The 18370-nt window shown below is 65.7% G+C and carries 15 protein-coding genes, 1 pseudogene and 1 riboswitch; of the genes and pseudogenes, 3 read left to right on the top strand and 13 right to left on the bottom strand.

The features are described 5' to 3' along the window. Nucleotides 1-105: 105 nt before the first annotated feature. The 9 genes and pseudogenes from ACZ899_RS16685 to ACZ899_RS16725 form a co-directional block, all read right to left on the bottom strand. Nucleotides 106-816 carry a PqiC family protein gene (locus ACZ899_RS16685; protein ID WP_203648199.1) on the bottom strand — a complete coding sequence of 237 codons (711 nt, stop codon included), beginning with the start codon at nt 814-816 and terminating at the stop codon, nt 106-108. A 175-nt stretch (nt 817-991) separates the two neighbouring features. After that, nucleotides 992-3250, bottom strand: a complete 2259-nt coding sequence (parC, locus tag ACZ899_RS16690; RefSeq protein WP_203648200.1) for a DNA topoisomerase IV subunit A — start codon at nt 3248-3250, stop codon at nt 992-994. 10 nt (nt 3251-3260) lie between these two features. Further along, entirely contained in the window at nt 3261-3779 is a 519-nt protein-coding gene (locus ACZ899_RS16695; RefSeq protein ID WP_203648201.1) for a retropepsin-like aspartic protease family protein, read from the bottom strand. Next, nucleotides 3776-4762, bottom strand: coding sequence for an esterase-like activity of phytase family protein (locus ACZ899_RS16700; RefSeq protein ID WP_234562148.1), 987 nt, complete (start codon nt 4760-4762; stop codon nt 3776-3778). Before ACZ899_RS16700 ends, ACZ899_RS16695 begins: the two co-directional genes overlap by 4 nt. After that, the gene (parE, locus tag ACZ899_RS16705; RefSeq protein ID WP_203648202.1) at nt 4759-6663 is read right to left on the bottom strand and encodes a DNA topoisomerase IV subunit B; all 1905 of its coding nucleotides are present in this window, start codon (nt 6661-6663) and stop codon (nt 4759-4761) included. Before parE ends, ACZ899_RS16700 begins: the two co-directional genes overlap by 4 nt. Nucleotides 6664-6696: 33 nt before the next feature. Further along, entirely contained in the window at nt 6697-7305 is a 609-nt protein-coding gene (locus ACZ899_RS16710) for a YqiA/YcfP family alpha/beta fold hydrolase (protein ID WP_234562146.1), read from the bottom strand. A 199-nt stretch (nt 7306-7504) separates the two neighbouring features. Next, complete coding sequence (cpdA, locus tag ACZ899_RS16715; RefSeq protein WP_234562144.1) at nt 7505-8308, bottom strand: 3',5'-cyclic-AMP phosphodiesterase; 804 nt, start codon at nt 8306-8308, stop codon at nt 7505-7507. Between the two features lie 85 nt (nt 8309-8393). Then, a pseudogene (locus ACZ899_RS16720) lies at nt 8394-8847 on the bottom strand (DUF1249 domain-containing protein). Beyond that, nucleotides 8838-9455 carry an NUDIX domain-containing protein gene (locus ACZ899_RS16725; protein ID WP_234562142.1) on the bottom strand — a complete coding sequence of 206 codons (618 nt, stop codon included), beginning with the start codon at nt 9453-9455 and terminating at the stop codon, nt 8838-8840. The pseudogene ACZ899_RS16720 and the gene ACZ899_RS16725 overlap by 10 nt, the downstream one beginning before the upstream one ends. A gap of 185 nt (nt 9456-9640) precedes the next feature. Here ACZ899_RS16725 and ACZ899_RS16730 point away from each other — a divergent pair, with 185 nt between their 5' ends. Beyond that, complete coding sequence (locus ACZ899_RS16730; protein WP_234562140.1) at nt 9641-10387, top strand: RsiV family protein; 747 nt, start codon at nt 9641-9643, stop codon at nt 10385-10387. On the opposite strand, the gene cytX is transcribed toward ACZ899_RS16730, so the two are convergent. Both cytX and thiC read right to left on the bottom strand, forming a co-directional pair. Next, nucleotides 10356-11639: a putative hydroxymethylpyrimidine transporter CytX gene (gene cytX, locus ACZ899_RS16735; RefSeq protein WP_234562138.1), complete on the bottom strand. Its 1284-nt coding sequence runs from the start codon at nt 11637-11639 to the stop codon at nt 10356-10358. The two genes, ACZ899_RS16730 and cytX, sit on opposite strands and share 32 nt — an antisense overlap. Nucleotides 11640-11768: 129 nt before the next feature. Further along, entirely contained in the window at nt 11769-13649 is a 1881-nt protein-coding gene (gene thiC, locus ACZ899_RS16740; RefSeq protein WP_234562136.1) for a phosphomethylpyrimidine synthase ThiC, read from the bottom strand. 156 nt (nt 13650-13805) lie between these two features. After that, nucleotides 13806-13912, bottom strand: a riboswitch (TPP riboswitch). Between the two features lie 160 nt (nt 13913-14072). Here thiC and ACZ899_RS16745 point away from each other — a divergent pair. Next, nucleotides 14073-15509 (top strand): TolC family outer membrane protein, encoded by a 1437-nt coding sequence (locus ACZ899_RS16745; RefSeq protein WP_234562132.1) that lies wholly within the window; start codon nt 14073-14075, stop codon nt 15507-15509. Nucleotides 15510-15647: 138 nt separating this feature from the next. Here the strand turns inward: ACZ899_RS16745 and waaA are convergent, their stop codons facing one another. Then, a complete protein-coding gene (gene waaA / locus ACZ899_RS16750) occupies nt 15648-16919 on the bottom strand; it encodes a lipid IV(A) 3-deoxy-D-manno-octulosonic acid transferase (RefSeq protein WP_234562130.1) in 1272 nt (423 codons plus the stop codon). Between the two features lie 38 nt (nt 16920-16957). Continuing rightward, nucleotides 16958-17848, bottom strand: a complete 891-nt coding sequence (locus ACZ899_RS16755) for a LysR family transcriptional regulator (protein WP_203648210.1) — start codon at nt 17846-17848, stop codon at nt 16958-16960. A gap of 90 nt (nt 17849-17938) precedes the next feature. Between ACZ899_RS16755 and ACZ899_RS16760 the strand changes: the two genes are divergently transcribed. Then, a complete protein-coding gene (locus ACZ899_RS16760) occupies nt 17939-18271 on the top strand; it encodes a DMT family transporter (RefSeq protein WP_050707183.1) in 333 nt (110 codons plus the stop codon). The last annotated feature ends 99 nt before the right edge of the window (nt 18272-18370 follow it).

Below are 18370 nucleotides of genomic sequence, written 5' to 3' on the forward strand. Positions count from 1 at the left end.
ATTGTCGGGGCCGCTCTGCGGCCCTTTCGCGGCACGAGGCCGCTCCTACAGGTCATCGTGCACAAAAAAGCCCGCATCGCTGCGGGCTTTTTTTGTCTGCGGATATCAGAAGCGGAACACTTCCATATCGGTACGAATCGGCGAAGCCATCGGGATCTTCGGCTTCTCCGGCTCTTTCTTCACCTGCACCGGGGCCGCCTGCTTGCGGGGCGTCTCCTCGGCGATGGCCGGCTGGTTGGCCAGTGGCTTGACTGCGCTGCTCAGCTGTTCGGCCAGCTTCTGCAGCAATTGCCCCTGGGCCTGGACCTGCGCCGACTCGGTGCCCGCATGGGGCTGCTCGAGGTGGACGATGCGGTTGTCACGCACCTGGCCCCGGCGGTCCAGCACGCGCCACTGGGCATCCAGGATCGCCGGCTGGTTCTTGCCCGAATCCAGGCGGGTGATCGACAGCAGCACCTGCACGTCCGGCGTGAAGCCGGCGCTTGCCGGCGCCAGCACCACGCGCTGGCTGTCCAGGCGCCAGGCCAGCTGGCGCACCAGCAACTGGTCGATATCCGACGAAAGGCTACCGGCCCAGCGGCCATCGGTGGCCGCTGTCAGGCTGCCGTCGGCCTGACGCTGGAGAAAGGTCTCGCGTTGCAGGTAGTCGGCCACCGATACCGGGCCGAGCACCACCGCCATGCCCGCCGCCTGGGTCGGCTGGCCGGGTTCACCACTGTCGAGCTGATACAGGGCAACCGGCTGATGCATGCTGCATCCGCTCAGGCCCAGCAAACCAGTCATCAGCAGCGCAAATGGAAGGCGCGGAAATTTCATTCATCCCATCCAGGCGGCCGTCACCAGACTGACCGCAGTGATACTCATGTAGATTCATCCTGGCACTCGGCCACGCCGGCGCCACGCGGGCACTATCATCCGCGAAATAGCCACCAGACTCCAGCATTTCCGCCTGAAGCGGCGCCGAAAGCGCCGCAGCAGACGGTCCATCCACTCAGGCCGGGGTTTCCACCATCAGCCCGTCGACGCGCTGGAAGCCACGTGGCAATTTGCTACCACGGCGACCACGCTCACCCTTGTAATGCTCGAGGTCATCCGGCTTCAGGGAAAGGGTACGCTTGCCAGCCTGCAATACAAGGGTCGAGCCCTCGCTGATCACCGCCAGGTCGGTCACGTACTCCTCGCGGCTGGCTACCCGGTCGCCCGGCACGCCGATGATCTTGTTGCCCTTGCCCTTGCCCAGCTGCGGCAGGTCGGCGACCTTGAACACCAGCAAACGGCCTTCGGTGGTCACCGCGGCCAGCCAGTCCTGCTCGCGGTTGGCCACCGGGCGCGGGGTCATCACCTTGGCGCCGTTGGGCAGGCTGAGCAGGCCCTTGCCGGCCTTGTTCTTGGCCTGCAGATCCTCACCCTTGACCACGAAACCGTAGCCAGCGTCGGAGGCCACCACGTACAGAGCGTCATCTTCAGGCAACAACACACACTCGAAGGTGGCGCCTGGTGGTGGGGTCAGGCGACCGGTCAGCGGCTCGCCCTGGCCACGAGCCGACGGCAGGCTGTGGGCGGCCAGTGAGTAGCTGCGGCCGGTGGAGTCGATGAGCACGGCGAATTGGTTGGAGCGTCCGGCAGCGGCAGCCTTGAAGCCGTCCCCCGCCTTGTACGAAAGCCCCGTGGCGTCGATGTCATGGCCCTTGGCGCAACGCACCCAGCCCTTCTCCGACAGCACCACGGTGACCGGCTCGGTCGGCATCAGCTCGTTTTCCGACAGGGCCTTGGCCTCGGCGCGCTCGACGATCGGCGAGCGGCGGTCGTCACCATAGGTTTCGGCGTCTTCGAGCAGTTCGCTGCGCACCAGCTTGCGCAGCTTGGCATCGCTGCCCAGCAGGGTAGTCAGGCGCTTCTGTTCCTTGAGCAACTCGTCCTGCTCGCCACGGATCTTCATCTCTTCCAGACGGGCCAGCTGACGCAGGCGGGTCTCGAGGATGTAGTCGGCCTGGATCTCGGTGAGGCCGAAACGGGCGATCAGGGCCTGCTTGGGGTGCTCCTCGGTGCGGATGATGTGGATCACTTCATCCAGGTTGAGGAACGCGGTGAGCAAGCCTTCCAACAGGTGCAGGCGCTTCTCGACCTTGTCCAGACGGTGCTGCAGGCGGCGACGAACGGTACCGATCCGGTACTCCAGCCACTCCAGCAGCAGCGCGCGCAGGTTCTTCAGCTGCGGACGGCCGTCGAGGCCGATGATATTGACGTTGACCCGGTAGGTGCTCTCGAGATCAGTGGTGGCGAACAGGTGCTGCATCAGTTCGGCGGCATCGACGCGGTTCGAACGCGGGATGATGACGATGCGGCAGGGGTTCTCGTGGTCCGACTCGTCGCGCAGGTCGGCGACCATCGGCAGCTTCTTGGCCTGCATCTGCGCGGCGATCTGCTCCAGCACCTTGGCCCCGGAGACCTGGTGCGGCAGCGCGGTGACGACGATGTCGCCATCCTCGATGCGGTACACCGCGCGCATGCGGATCGAGCCCTTGCCACTCTCGTACATCTTCAGGATATCGGCACGCGGGGTGACGATCTCGGCCTCGGTCGGGTAGTCCGGGCCCTGGATGTGCTCGCACAGCTGCTCGAGGGTGGCCTTGGGCTCGTCGAGCAGGCGCACGCAGGCGCTGGCCACTTCGCGCAGGTTGTGCGGCGGCACGTCGGTGGCCATGCCCACGGCAATGCCGGTGGTGCCGTTGAGCAGGATGTTCGGCAGCCGCGCCGGCAGCACCGCCGGCTCCTGCAGGGTACCGTCGAAGTTCGGCACCCAGTCGACGGTGCCCTGGCCCAGTTCGCTGAGCAGCACTTCGGCATAGCGCGACAGGCGCGCCTCGGTGTAACGCATGGCGGCGAACGACTTCGGATCGTCCGGCGCACCCCAGTTGCCCTGGCCGTCGACTAGGGTATAGCGGTAGCTGAACGGCTGGGCCATCAGCACCATGGCCTCGTAGCAGGCCGAGTCGCCGTGGGGGTGGAACTTGCCGAGCACGTCGCCGACGGTACGCGCCGACTTCTTGTGCTTGGAGTCGGCGTCGAGCCCCAGCTCGCTCATGGCATAGACGATGCGACGCTGCACCGGCTTGAGGCCGTCGCCGATGTGCGGCAGGGCACGGTCCATGATCACGTACATGGAGTAGTTGAGGTAGGCCTGTTCGGTGAAGTCAGCCAGGGAACGGCGTTCGACGCCTTCAAGGCTGAGTTCGAGTGAGTCGCTCATGCGGGCCTCGTCATTTCAGGTTCTGGCGCAGCAGCATGGTGCCGCCGCGCTGGGTAAATTCAAGTTGTTTCAGGGCGCTCATGCCCAGCAGCACGGCCTGGCCATCCAGGCCGGGCACCACCAGCGCGCGCACGTCGCGCAGGTGGATGTCACCCAGTTGCAGGCTGTCGAGCCGGGTGCGGTAGCCTTCGGTGCGGCCATTGGCGGTACTCAGTTGCACCGGGGCGCCGCGGGCCAGGTCCAGCTCGCGGGCCATCGCTTCGGGGATCGCCACATCAGTGGCGCCGGTATCGAGCATGAAATGCACCACCCGGCCATTGATTGCGCCGTCGGCGACGAAATGGCCCTGGCCGTTGCTCAGCAGGCGCACTTCGACGAAGCCGTCGCCCTGCTCGCTCTGCACCACGGCGTTGGGGTTCTGCTGGCGCTCCTCCCATTGGCCGAAAAAGCGCGTGGCCAGGAACATCGCCGCCGCCCAGGCGACGATCATCAGCACCCTGCCCGCCCGCTTGCCCGCTGGCTGGCTCATGGCTTGGCGCTCCAGCCGCCGGCCGGCGCACCGAAGCGCCAGACGACCGGCCGCGTTTCACCGTCCGACCGCGGGCGGTCGTTGTTGTCCACGCCGATCCAGGCACCGTCCTTGTCGATTACCAGCGCCTCGGCCAGGCCATAGGGCTGTGAATAACGACGCGATTCCACCAGCGCATCGGCGGCGAACGACCAGCAGCGCTCCACGGCGCCGCTGTCGGCATCGCGCCGGCAAATGCGATAGGCGTTGCGCTCGAGGGTGAACAGCTTGCCCTCGAACCAGGCCAGGTCGGCGAAGTCGCGGGAAACCGGGCGTGCCTCGGGGAATTGCGGCGGTTGCATTTCCACGCCGGCCTCACTGAGCAGCACGCAGCCGCGCCCGCAGTTCCATACCGACTGCTGGCGCTGCACGGAGAGCAGGCCGCGCCGCTCACGCTCGGCGGCCAGCCACAGGCGGTCGCCCGCCGGGTTGATTGCCAGCCCTTCGAACAGTGCGTTGAAATGCAGCAGCATGCCGCTGGCCCGCGCCTGACGTACCATGGCCTGGTCGATTCTCAGCCAGTCCGGCTCGCCTTCCAGGGGCAGTTGCATCACCGCGGCCTGGGCCTCGCTGACGATGAACAGGTTGCCGGCCTGGTCGCAGGTGATGCCTTCGAAATCCAGCGCGCCGCCACGGATGTAGGACGCTGCCCAGTTGCGCGATTTCAGCCCCCAGGGCAACCCGGTATCGGGGGCCGGCGGCGGGGTGAAGGTCAGCGGCTGGGCCTGCCAGGCCGCACCGTCCTGGTCCAGGCGGTAGATGCGGTCGTCATCGCGGTCGGACACCGCCCACAACGCCCCCCGGCACCAGGCCAGGCCCGACAGGTTGCCGCCGCGCATGCCATCGACCACGTGCTCGCCGCTGAGCTTGAACTGCGGCCAGTCGCCGGCCTGGGCCTGCAGGGCGAACAGCGCCAGGCAGGCCATGAGCAACGGACGAATCAAACCAGGACCTCGGCCAGGTTACCTTTGGTTTCCAGCCAGTTCTTGCGGTCACCCGCACGCTTCTTGGCCAGCAGCATGTCCATGATCTCGGTGGTGCCCTGCACGTCGTCCAGGGTGAGCTGGACCAGGCGCCGGGTGTTCGGGTCCATGGTGGTCTCACGCAGCTGCGGCGGGTTCATCTCGCCCAGGCCCTTGAATCGGGTGACCTGCGGCTTGCCGCGCTTCTTCTCGGCGACCAGCCGGTCGAGGATGCCGTCGCGCTCGGCTTCGTCCAGGGCGTAGTAGATCTCCTTGCCCAGGTCGATGCGGTACAGCGGCGGCATGGCCACGTAGACGTGCCCGGCCTCGACCAGCGGACGGAAGTGCTGGACGAACAGCGCGCACAGCAGGGTGGCGATGTGCAGGCCGTCGGAGTCGGCGTCGGCGAGGATGCAGACCTTGCCGTAGCGCAATTGCGAAAGGTCGGTGGCACCCGGGTCGACGCCGATGGCCACGGCGATGTTGTGCACCTCCTGGCTGGCCAGGACTTCGCCGCCATCGACTTCCCAGGTGTTGAGGATCTTGCCGCGCAGCGGCAGGATCGCCTGGAATTCCTTGTCCCGCGCCTGCTTGGCCGAACCGCCGGCGGAATCACCCTCGACCAGGAACAGCTCGGCGCGCATCGGATCCTGGCCTGCGCAGTCGGCCAGCTTGCCGGGCAGCGCCGGGCCCTGGGTGATGCGCTTGCGCTCGACCTTCTTGCTTGCTTTCAGGCGACGGCCGGCGTTGCTAATGGCCAATTCGGCCAGTTGCATGCCCAGCTCGGGATTGGCATTGAGCCACAGGCTGAAAGCGTCCTTGACCACGCCGGAGACGAAGGCCGCCGCCTCACGGGACGACAGGCGCTCCTTGGTCTGCCCGGAGAACTGCGGCTCCTGCATCTTCATCGACAGCACGAAGCTGATGCGTTCCCAGACGTCCTCGGGGGCCAGCTTGACCCCGCGCGGCAACAGGTTGCGGAACTCGCAGAATTCACGCATGGCGTCCAGCAGGCCCTGGCGCAAGCCATTGACGTGGGTGCCACCTTGCGCGGTGGGGATCAGGTTGACGTAGCTCTCCTGGATGCTGTCGCCGCCCTCGGGCAGCCACAGCAGGGCCCAGTCCACGGCTTCCTTGTTGCCGGCCAGGCTGGCGCAGAACGGCTCGTCGGGCAGGCGCAGGTACTCGCTGACCGAGTCGACCAGGTAGGAACGCAGGCCGTCCTCGTAGTGCCATTCGACCTTCTCGCCGGTGCCCTTGTCCTCGAAGCTGATGGACAGCCCCGGGCACAGCACGGCCTTGGCCTTGAGCACGTGCTTGAGGCGGCTGATGGAGAATTTCGGCGAGTCGAAGTACTTCGGATCGGGGGTGAAGTACACGCTGGTGCCGGTGTTGCGCTTGCCGACGGTGCCGACCACTTCCAGCTCGCTGGCCTTGAAGCCGTCGGCGAAGGTCATCTGGTATTCGTTGCCGTCGCGCTTGACGCGTACCCGCACCTGGCTCGACAGGGCGTTGACCACCGAGATGCCGACGCCGTGCAGGCCGCCGGAGAACTGGTAGTTCTTGTTGGAGAACTTGCCGCCGGCGTGCAGCTTGGTGAGGATCAGCTCGACGCCGGAAACGCCCTCTTCGGGGTGGATGTCCACCGGCATGCCGCGGCCATCGTCGCTGACCTCCAGCGAGTGGTCGGCATGCAGGATCACCTGTACCGAGCGGGCGTGGCCTGCCAGGGCTTCGTCGACGCTGTTGTCGATGACTTCCTGGGCCAGGTGGTTGGGCCGGCTGGTGTCGGTGTACATGCCCGGCCGCTTGCGGACCGGATCAAGGCCCGAGAGGACTTCGATGGCGTCTGCGTTATAGGCGCTAGCGCTGGGATTGGCCATGGGTTCTCGTCGTCAGTCTGGTGAATGCAAAAGTCAAAATACAGAAAAATCCAGCGCCGCATACTGCCCGCGGGCAATGCCGGCGAAGGCCAGCAGGGCCGGGAGCTGCTCGGCGAAGCCCTGGTAGCTGTGGTCGCCGCCAGCCTGGATACGCAGGGCACAGGCGCGGTAATAGCGCTCGGCGTGGCGATAGTCCAGTGTTTCATCGGCGGTCTGCAACCACACTTGATAGCGGGCGGCGTCCTGCGGCGGCGGCACTTCCAGTTCGGCCAGGGCGTCCACGTGGTCGTGGGTCAGCTCCCAGGCCTCATCGGTATAGAGGTTGCGCTGGGTGCCCAGGTAGCCGTCGAACAGGCGGTGCGGGCCGACCACCGGGTTGACCAGCAGGGCTTTGAGGCCGTAGCGCTCGGCAAGGTGAGTGGCATAGTAGCCGCCGAGGGAGCTGCCGACCAGCAAGGGGGCGCCGAGCTCGGCGATGGCGGCCTCCAGCTGGGCAATGGCCTGGCGCGGGTGGTGGTGCAGGGCCGGAACGCGCAGCTGGTCGGATAGCCCGAGCCGCTGCATCAGCGCCTCGAGCTGGCACGCCTTCTTCGACAGCGGCGAGCTGTTGAAGCCATGGATATAGAGGATGGAACCCGACATGCTGCCCCCGGACGCAAAGACGCGCAGTGTAGCGTGTTCGAAGGGCATTGGCGCAGCGTGGGGATTTTCGCAACAAATTCTTCAAACAGCTGGGGGCGCTTTGCGCCCCTTTCGCGGCACAAGGCCGCTCCTACAGGGAGACGCGTACCCTGTAGGAGCGGCCTTGTGCCGCGAAAGGACCGCAAAGCGGTCCCCTGATTCAGTAACCCGGGCTGTCGAAATCCAGCTTCACCTCGAAATCGCACGCCCGCTCCACCCCGGTCTCCAACCGTCCGTCGGCATGCAGCCGCAACCAGCGGTAGCCCGGCTGCTCCTCGCTCACCTTGAAATCCTCGCTGCGCGGCGCGAACTGGATGCAGGTCGAAGGCGTGGCGAGGCAACGGATGTCGTCGCGCACCTCATCCCATTCCTGATGGATATGCCCCCATAGCAGCGCCTTTACCTGTGGATAACTGCGCAAGCGCTTCAACAACTCATCGGCATTGCGCAACCCGATCGGTGCAATCCACGCACAACCGATATCCACCGGCTGATGGTGGCAGCACACCAGGCAATGGCGTTCGCCTGCCCCGTCCAGCGCCTGGTCAAGCACCGCCAGCTGGTCGTCAGCCAACAAACCGAAGGTGGCACCCACCACTGCCGAATCGAGCATGACGATGCGCCATTGGCCAATGTCCGTCACCGCCTGCACCAGTTCCGGCGCCACGGACTGCATCACCTGGGCCTCGTCATGATTGCCCGGCAGCCAGCGTGCTGGCGCTCCCAACTTCGAGGTCAACTCGCTAAATACCTGGTAGGAGGCGACGCTGGCATCCTGCGACAGATCGCCCGTGCACAGCAGCAGGTCGATGCGCGGCTGCTCGCGGCGCACCTGGTCGATCACATGCTCAAGGCTGTCACGGGTATTCAGGCCCAGCAAGGTGCCCGCCGGATCGGCGAACAGGTGGGCGTCGGTCAGTTGCACCACATGGATGGGTGACGGAAGTGAGTGTGGTTGCGGCAACGGCCGTCTCCTCGAGCGGATTCAGCACCGATTATGGCGGCGGATCGGTTTCGAGCAAGTACTCGAAACCGACGCGCATCACATTTCAGCGCACCGCTTCCAGTTCGTGGCCACAGGCCAGGCAACTGGCTCAGCCATTCACCGAGGAACAGGTTGAGCTGAGCCTTCTCGTCCGGCTGGTGCATCGCCGTGTTGGGGTACGGGTAGATGCTGCGCAGGCGGCGGGCATGTTCGGCGCTGACCACCTCGGCCATGCGTGCGTCATGGTAGACCTGCACCTCCAGCTCGGGCACCGGCAGCCAGGGCAGGCTGTGCTCCTGGCGCACCTTGAGGGTGGTGGTATAGGGGCAGGCGAGCAGCACTTCGAGCACCAGCACGCCGAGCATCTGGTCGCCCTGGGTCATGCCGATACGGCGCGAGCTCTGCGTGGTGCGCATGTCCGGCAGCAGGCGCATCAGACGGGCATAGTTGGCCTCGCAGGCCGACTGCAGCCCGACCAGATCGACCCGATAGCGCTCACGCAGCAGGTTCACTTCCACATACCTCGGACTTCGTCACGGTTGAGTGCCAGCCATTGCAGGCCGATGATCGTGGCGGCGTTGCAGATACGCCCGTCACGCACCGCCTGCAGGGCATCCTCGAACGCCCACACGCGCACGCGGATATCCTCGCTCTCTTCTTCCAGGCCATGCAGGCCACCGGCGCCCTCGCTGATGCAACGGCCCAGGAACAGGTGGACGTACTCGTCGCTGCCGCCAGGCGAGGGGAAATAGCGCGTCATCGGCCACAGTGCGGAAAAGGTCAGGCCGGCCTCTTCCTGGGCTTCGCGATGGGCAACCTCCTCCGGCTGCTCATCCTTGTCTATCAACCCGGCGACCATCTCGATCAGCCAGGGGTTGCCGACCTTGCCCATGGCCCCCACGCGAAACTGCTCTATCAGCACCACTTCATCGCGCTGCGGATCGTAGGGCAGCACACAGACGGCGTCATGGCGCACGAACAGCTCGCGGGTGAACTCGCGGCTCATGCCGCCGGCGAACAATTCGTGGCGCAGGTGCAGCTTGTCGAGCTTGTAGAAGCCCTTGAACAGATGCTCACGCCGGGCGATTTTGACCTGGGTGGGCACAGTATTTGACGTGTCCGTCATGCAAACTCCTTGATACCTCGTTTACCGCATCGCGCAATCCTACTCTGCGCGCCGCCCGGTTTCATCCCTTTCCGGCGACCGTTCGGGCAGCCGGGACAGGCGCGCCGCTCTCTGTTAGCTTAGTGGCGAACTGAAGGCCGCGCAGGCGGTCAAAGGCCGATCATCACCGTTGTGAAAGAGGCAACATGACGCTTGTCAAACTGACTTCCGTGGCCGTCCTGGCATTGGCGCTCGGCGCCTGCCAGAGCCTGTTCACGCCCAATTACCGCGCCCCGCTCGAGGTCAAGCGCGAGGCCTGGGAACACGTCAAGCCCGGCTGCAGCGAGAGCGACTGCCCGCTGGTCAACATCGACGTGGTGCACTTCCCCGCCCTGCCCAAGCTCGACGCCATCGTCGAGAAGCGCCTGCTGATGCTGACCGAGGACAACCAGCGCGGCACCCCGCCGGCCTCGCTGCAAGCCTATGAACAGCAGTACCTGGCCCGCGCCGACAAGCGCAACAGCAGCTACCTGCAGGCCAAGGTACGCGAGCAGCATGACGGGCTGGTGATCGTCGAGCTGTCCAGCTACCTGGACAGCGGCGGCGCCCATGGCATGCCCGGACGCGGCTTCATCAACTACTCGCGCAAGCTGGACAAGGTGCTGACCCTGGACGACATGCTCGTGCCCGGCCAGGAAGCGACCTTCTGGAAGACCGCCGAGGAGTCCCACCGCGCCTGGCTGACCAGCACCGGCATGGACAAGGACGCCGAGTTCGTCAAGACCTGGCCGTTCAAGCAGTCGCCGCACATCGCCCTGACCTATGGCGCGGTGGTAATCAAGTACGAGGTCTACGCCATAGCGCCCTATTCCATGGGCCACGTCGAGCTGAAGATCCCCTACCCGCGCCTCAACGGCGTGATCAGGCCCGAGCTGTTTCCCGGCCGCGGCTGAGCGATAGCAGCAGATGCAGCCCCCCTGCCAGCAGCAGTGCCGGCAGGGTCGCTCCCACCTCCGGCGCCGCGTTAGCCATCAGGTGATAGGCCGCCACCCCCACCGCCCAGGCCAGCAGCGCCTGCCAGTGCAAGCCCTCGACCAGCGCCGGCAGGCGACGGCGACGGACCACGAAGTGGTCCACCAGCACCACGCCGAACAGCGGCGCGAATACCGAGCCGATCAGCAGCAGGAAGTTCTGGTACTGGGCCAGCGGCGCCAGCAGGGCTATCAGCGTGCACAGCACGCCGATAGCCAAGGCCAGGTGCTCGACCTTGAGCTTGACCAGCAACCCGCTGGAGACGGCCGCCGAGTGGATATCGGCAAAGGCGTTCTCCGATTCGTCCAGCAGGATCAGCAGCAGCGGAATCCCCAACCCGGCGCCAGCCAGCGCCAGCAGCAGCGCATTCACCTCACCGCTTGGGGCGAACGCCAGGGTGTAGGCCACGCCCAGGCTCATCAGCCAGGCGTTGCCGATGAAAAAGCCCAGTGCCGTACCGCCGAATACCCGGCTGGCCCGCTGGCCGAAGCGTGAATAGTCGGCGATCAGCGGCAGCCACGACAGCGGCATGGCGATGACGATGTCGAAGCCCAGGGCCAGGGACAGCGAACCATCCCCCGGGCGCTGCCACAGAGCGGCCAGGTCGGCCTTGGCGAACAGGTTCCAGGTCAGCCAGATACAAGCACCGAGCAGCAGCCAGATGCCCCACTTGCGCAACACCTTGCGCACGAACGCCAGCGGCCCGCTGACCGCCAGCAGGGTGGCCAGGGCGCCGAAGCACAGGGTCCACAGCAACGGGCTGCTCCAGCCACTGCCCTCGCCGAAGGCGCGGGTGCCCAGCAGGCTGGCGGCGTCGCGCATGACGATGATCTCGAACGAGCCCCAGCCCACCAGTTGCAGCAGGTTGAGCAAGGCCGGCAGGCGCGCGCCATGGCTACCCAGCGTCAGGCGCAGGGTGGCCATGGCCGAGAGGCCGGTGTCACTGCCGATCACCCCCGCCGCGGCCAGCAGCAGCACGCCTACCGCCGTGCCGAGGGCGATTGCCAGGATCGAGCCGGCCAGACCCAGGCCCGGCGCCAACAGGGCGCCGACCTGCAGCACCATCAGGCCGATGCCGAGGGAGAACCACAGCGAGAACAGGTCGCGGGCACCGAACTGGCGGTGGTGGGTGGGGACGGGGTGGTCGGGGGAGAAGTGGCTGGGGGTGGTCATTGCTGTTTACCAATTACCTGAAGATTAGAGCTGAAACGTGGGAGCGGGCTTGCCCCGCGATGGCGTCGTTGAATCCAACATCGCCATCGCGGGGCAAGCCCGCTCCCACGCTGCGTCACAGCTAACGCGTCAAACTTTCTGGTACAACTGACTGCCTTCCTGGCGGAACCGCTCGGCCTGCTCACGCATGCCCTGCTCGACCGTCACATCCACGGTCTCGATCTTGGCGGCGTACTCACGCACTTCCTGGGTAATCTTCATCGAGCAGAACTTCGGCCCGCACATCGAGCAGAAGTGTGCGACCTTGGCCGACTCCTTGGGTAGCGTCTCGTCGTGGAAGGACCGCGCGGTGTCCGGATCCAGGCCGAGGTTGAACTGGTCTTCCCAGCGGAACTCGAAGCGTGCCTTGGACAGCGCGTTGTCACGAATCTGCGCGCCTGGATGGCCCTTGGCGAGGTCGGCAGCGTGCGCGGCGATCTTGTAGGTGATGATGCCGGTCTTCACGTCATCCTTGTTCGGCAGGCCCAGGTGCTCCTTGGGCGTGACGTAGCAGAGCATGGCGCAACCGAACCAGCCGATCATCGCCGCGCCGATGCCAGAGGTGATGTGGTCGTAGCCGGGAGCGATATCGGTGGTCAGCGGGCCGAGGGTGTAGAACGGCGCCTCGTCGCAGCACTCGAGCTGCTTGTCCATGTTCTCCTTGATCAACTGCATCGGCACGTGGCCGGGGCCTTCGATCATGCACTGCACATCGTGCTTCCAGGCGATCTTGGTCAGCTCGCCAAGGGTTTCCAGCTCACCGAACTGGGCGGCGTCGTTGGCGTCGGCGATCGAGCCCGGGCGCAGGCCGTCGCCCAGCGAGAAGCTGACGTCGTAGGCCTTCATGATCTCGCAGATCTCGTCGAAGTGCGTGTACAGGAAGTTCTCTTTATGGTGCGCCAGGCACCACTTGGCCATGATCGAGCCGCCGCGGCTGACGATGCCGGTGACGCGCTTGGCGGTCAGCGGCACATAGCGCAGCAGGACGCCGGCGTGGATGGTGAAGTAGTCCACGCCCTGCTCGGCCTGTTCGATCAGGGTGTCGCGGAACAGCTCCCAGGTCAGGTCTTCGGCCACGCCATTGACCTTCTCCAGGGCCTGGTAGATCGGCACGGTACCGATCGGCACCGGCGAATTGCGGATGATCCACTCACGGGTCTCGTGAATGTGCTTGCCGGTGGACAGGTCCATGACCGTGTCCGAGCCCCAGCGGATACCCCAGGTCAGCTTGGCCACTTCTTCCTCGATCGAGGAACCCAGGGCGCTGTTGCCGATGTTGCCGTTGATCTTCACCAGGAAGTTGCGGCCGATGATCATCGGCTCCAGCTCGGTGTGGTTGATGTTGGCCGGAATGATCGCGCGGCCGCGGGCGATCTCTTCGCGGACGAACTCGGGGGTGATCTCTTTCGGGATGCTGGCGCCGAAGCTGTGGCCGGCGTGCTGCTGGTTCAGCAGGCCGGCGGCACGGGCTTCCTGCAGCTTCATGTTCTCGCGGATGGCGACGTATTCCATCTCGGCGGTGATGATGCCCTGGCGCGCGTAGTGCATCTGCGTGACGTTGGCGCCGGCCTTGGCGCGGCGCGGGTTGCGCACATGGGCGAAGCGCAGCTTGGCCAGCTCCGCGTCGTTCAGGCGCTGCTGGCCGAAGTTCGAGCTCAGGCCCTCCAGGCGCTCGGTGTCGCCACGGGCGTCGATCCAGGCCGAGCGCACATCGCCCAGGCCCTTGCGCACATCGATGATGACATTGGGGTCGGTGTACGGGCCGGAAGTGTCATACACCAGCACCGGGGCGTTCTTTTCGCCGCCGAAGTCGGTGGGGGTGTCGTGCAGGCTGATCTCGCGCATGGGCACGCGGATGTCGGGGCGCGAGCCTTCGACATAGACCTTGCGCGAATTGGGCAGGGGTTGCACGGACTGTTGGTCGACTTGGGCCGACTCGCTCAGACTGATTGTTTTTTCTTGTTTGCTCATCACAGGCTCTCCAGACAGCTTCCAGGCGGTGGAATGTCGGGGTGAACCTGAAAGGCGTGGACGCACCCGTGTTGACGAGTGCAGTGCCGGACATGGGGTGCCGTGGGCTGCAAGCAGCTGTGGCGATCCCGGACCTGGCACAAGAGGCTCCCGGGATGTGAGAGCAATCTTGTTCCCTACGCAGGCGCTAACCTGATCAGGTTCAACGGGATCCGCACCTCTGCGATCTCAGCCTTTGCTTCAAGGCACCCCGACAAGAACATGCGCAGTCTAGACTGGAGTGGCCGGCAAAGCCAAGCGGGTAAATCCGGGGGTGATAAATGGCACACACGGCGGATTGTTGATGGCGGCGCGCGGCACTACACTGGCGCATCGCTCGATACCCGACAGTACAGTAAATAAAATTTGATCAAGGATTGCCCTATGCTGCGCAAACTCTCACTGGCAATTGCCGTGTCTTGTGCGTCCCACGGAGTGGCCTGGGCAGTGGATACGCCCACGACGGTGAAGACCGACCTGGTCAGCGTCTACCAGGAAGCGGTCGACAACAACGCCGACCTGGCCGCCGCCCGCGCCGATTACGGCGCCCGCCGCGAAGTGGTGCCCCAGGCCCGCGCCGGCCTGCTGCCGAACCTTTCGGCCGGCGCCGAGATGATGAGCACCCGCACCAAGCTCGACGAACCGTCGGTCACCTCCAACCGCAGCGGCAATGCCTGGAGCGCCACCCTGGCGCAGCCGATCTTCCGCGCCGACCGCTGGTTCCAGCTACAAGCCGCCGAGTCGGTCAACGAACAGGCCGCCCTGGAACTGTCAGCCACCGAGCAGAACCTGATCCTGCAGAGCGCCGAGAACTACTTCGCGGTGCTGCGTGCGCAGGACAACCTGGCCTCGACCAAGGCCGAAGAAGCGGCCTTCAAGCGCCAGCTCGACCAATCCAACGAGCGCTTCGACGTCGGTCTCTCGGACAAGACCGACGTGCTGCAGTCCCAGGCCAGCTACGACACCGCCCGGGCCAACCGGATCATCGCCGAGCGCCAGGTGCAGGATGCCTTCGAAGCCTTGATCACCTTGACCAACCGCCAGTACTCGGCGATCCAGGGCGTGGTCCACACCCTGCCGGTGCAGGTGCCCACGCCCAACGACGCCATGGCCTGGGTCGAAACCGCCGGGCGGCAGAACCTCAACCTGCTGGCGACCAATCACGCCGTGGCGGCGGCCGAGGAGACCGTGCGCCAGCGCAAGGCCGGCCATGCGCCGACCCTCGACGCGGTGGCCAAGTACCAGAAGGGCGACAACGACAACCTCGGTTTCACCAATTCTCAGCTGCAACCGAACGTGCGCTATGGCGGTGACGTGGAGCAGACCAGCATCGGCCTGCAACTGAACATCCCGATCTACAGTGGCGGCCTGACCAGCTCCCAGGTGCGCGAGGCCTACGCCCGCCTGACCCAGAGCGAGCAGCAGCGCGAAAGCCTGCGTCGCCAGGTGGTGGAGAACACCCGCAACCTGCACCGCGCGGTGAACACCGACGTGGAGCAGGTGCAGGCGCGCAAGCAGTCGATCATCTCCAACCAGAGCGCGCTGGAAGCCACCGAGATCGGCTACCAGGTCGGTACCCGCAACATCGTCGATGTGCTCGACGCGCAGCGCCAGCTGTACACCTCGGTGCGTGACTACAACAACAGCCGCTATGACTACATTCTCGACAACCTGCGTCTGAAGCAAGCCGCCGGCACCCTGAGCCCGCAGGACCTGCAGGACCTGGGACGCTACCTGAAGGCCGACTACAACCCGGACAAGGATTTCCTGCCTCCGGACCTGGCGGCGGCAGCGGCGAAGAACTTCGAACGCCGGCCTTGAAGGTCATGGACCACCTGTAGGGACGGGCTTCGTGGGAGCGGGCTTGCCCCGCGATAGGGGCCGATCAGGCAGTAATGCTGTCTGGTCGGGCCCTATCGCGGGGCAAGCCCGCTCCCACGATACCTACAAGGATCATTATCAGCTCAGAAGTCGCCCCAACCCATCCAGCAACCGCTGCAACGCCCCCTGGTTAGCCTGCATCACCGCCCTGCCCGCCTCACCCATGCGCCGCGCATCCTGCGGCAGCTCGACCAACCGGCGCACCGCCCCGGCCAGCCCTTCGGCATCGTCCACCTGTTGCAACGCCCCCGCCTCGCGCAGCATCGCGCTGATCTCGAGGAAGTTGAACACATGCGGCCCCATGAGCACCGGCAGCGCCAGCGCCGCCGGCTCCAGCGGGTTGTGCCCGCCGGTGGCCACCAGGCTGCCACCGACGAAGGCGATGTCGGCCAGGGCATAGAGGAACAGCAGCTCACCCATGGTGTCGCCCAGCAGTACCTGGGTCTGCGCCGTGACCGCATCGCCGGTCGAACGGCGCACCGTGGAGAACTGCCCGGCGCACAGGTCATGCACCGCCACAAAACGCTCGGGATGGCGCGGCACCAGGATCAGCAACGCATCGCTGTGGACCTTCAGCAGCTCACGATGAGCCTGGAGAATCAACGCGTCTTCGCCATCGTGGGTACTGGCAGCGATCCATACCGGACGTTGCTGGGCAGCCCACTGCTCGCGCAATGCACCGGCCCGTGGCAGCAGTTGATCGTCGATCTTCAGGTCGAACTTGATCGAACCGGTTACCTGCACGCATTCGTGGCGCGCACCGAGCGCTAGGAAACGCTCGGCCTCGGCTTCGGTCTGCACGGCGATCAGGCTCATCTCCTCGAGCATCGGCCGGGTCAGGCCGGCGAAGCGGGCATAGCCACGGGCCGAGCGCTCGGACAGCCGGGCATTGGCCAGCGCCACCGGAATGCCGCGCCTGGCGCACTGGTGGATATGGTTCGGCCACAGCTCGGTTTCCATGATGATGCCCAGGCGCGGGCGCACATGATCGAGGAACCGCCCGGCCGCCCACGGCAGGTCGTAAGGCAGGTAGCAGTGTTGCACCCGTGGCTCACCCTCGAACATCGCGCGGATGCGCTCGGAGCCGGTCGGGGTCATGCAGGTAAGCGTGATCGGCAGGTCCGGGTACTGCTTGAGCAGGGCCCGGACCATCGGCGCGGCGGCGATGCTCTCGCCCACCGAGACCGCATGCACCCAGATGCCGCCCTGGCGCATCGGCGGTAGCTGGCAGGCGAAGCGCTCGGCGATCCGCGCACGGTACGCAGGCGCCTTGCGCCCGCGCAGGAACAGGCGCAGCGCGACCAGCGGCAGGCCCAGGTGAAACAGCAGGGTATAGAGGGTTCTGTTCATGGCGGCGGAGTTTACTAGGAACTGGATGAAAAGGCCTGTCAGCCAATCGCCCGCAGGTGCACGGCGAAGCGCTCGGCCAGCCACTGCGCGGCCGGACCCAGCGGCTCGTCGCGCCGCCAGGCCAGCTCCGCCACCAGCGCCGGCGGACGCCACTCACTGTCCAGTTCGACCATCTGCGTCTGGTAGGTGGGGTACTGCACCACATGCCGGGGCAGCCAGGCCCAGCCCAGGCCACGCATCAGCAACTCGGCCATGGCGTAGAAACTGTCGGCGCGCCAGACCTGCGGACTGATCGCCTCGCCGCCCGGGTAGCCGCTCTGCTGCGGAGTGATCAACAACTGGCGGTGGCGGGCCAGTTGCTGGCGGCTGACCTTGGCCAGGTGTGCCAACGGATGATCGATGGCACACACCGTGACCATCTCGACACTGCCCAGGGCGCGCCGCTCCAACGAGGCAGGGATGCTTTCGTGGTGGAAGAACAAACCCAGGTCGGCGCGCCGCTCCACCAGCTTGCGCGCCACATCGCCCTGGGCGCCGCTGGCCAGTTGCACTTCCAGGTAGGGATAGCGCGCCGCCAGCTCGTCGAGGCTGTCGATCACCGGCTGGTAGGGCATGGCCTCGTCCTGGGCCACCCGCAGCAACGCCTCCTGCCCACGCATCAAGGCCAGCGCCCGGCCATCCAGGCGCTCGCACTGGCGCAACAGCTCACGGGCGTCCTCCAGCAAGGCGGCGCCGCTTTCGGTCAGGCGCGGCTGCCGGCCGCTGCTGCGTTCAAACAGGGTCACCCCCAGATCCGCCTCGAGCAAGGCGATGGCGCTGCTGATCGCCGACTGGGCCTTGCGCTGCTCGCGGGCCACGGCGGAAAACGACCGCAGCTCGGCGGCCCGCACGAACAGACGTAGTTGCTCGAGACTCCAGTGTTCAGTCATTGCCACCCTATCTCCAAAGTAGATAGGTAATGACTTTACCGCATCCGGGGATTCCCTAGAATGCCCATCCAGCAACGGAGGACCCGCACCATGAACGCCTACACCTATCTCGCCATCGCCATCTGCGCCGAAGTCATCGCCACCGCCTCCATGAAAGCGGTCAAGGGGCTGAACACGCCGCTGCCGCTGCTGCTGATGGTCTGCGGCTATGGCGTGGCATTCTGGATGCTGACCCTGGTGGTGCGCAGCATTCCGGTGGGCATCGCCTATGCGATCTGGTCGGGGCTGGGGATCGTGCTGATCAGCATCGCGGCGCTGGTGATCTACGGGCAGAAGCTGGATGTGCCGGCGATGCTGGGCATGGCCATGATCGTCGGCGGGGTGGTGGTGATCCAGGTGTTTTCCAATACTGCCGGGCACTGAGCACAGAACGGGTCGTGGGAGCGGGCTTGCCCCGCGATAGGGCCGCATGGGTATCGCGGGGCAAGCCCGCTCCCACGGTCCTCTCCCCGGGTTACAGCC

Source organism: Pseudomonas sp. TE31087 (genome assembly GCF_057284075.1).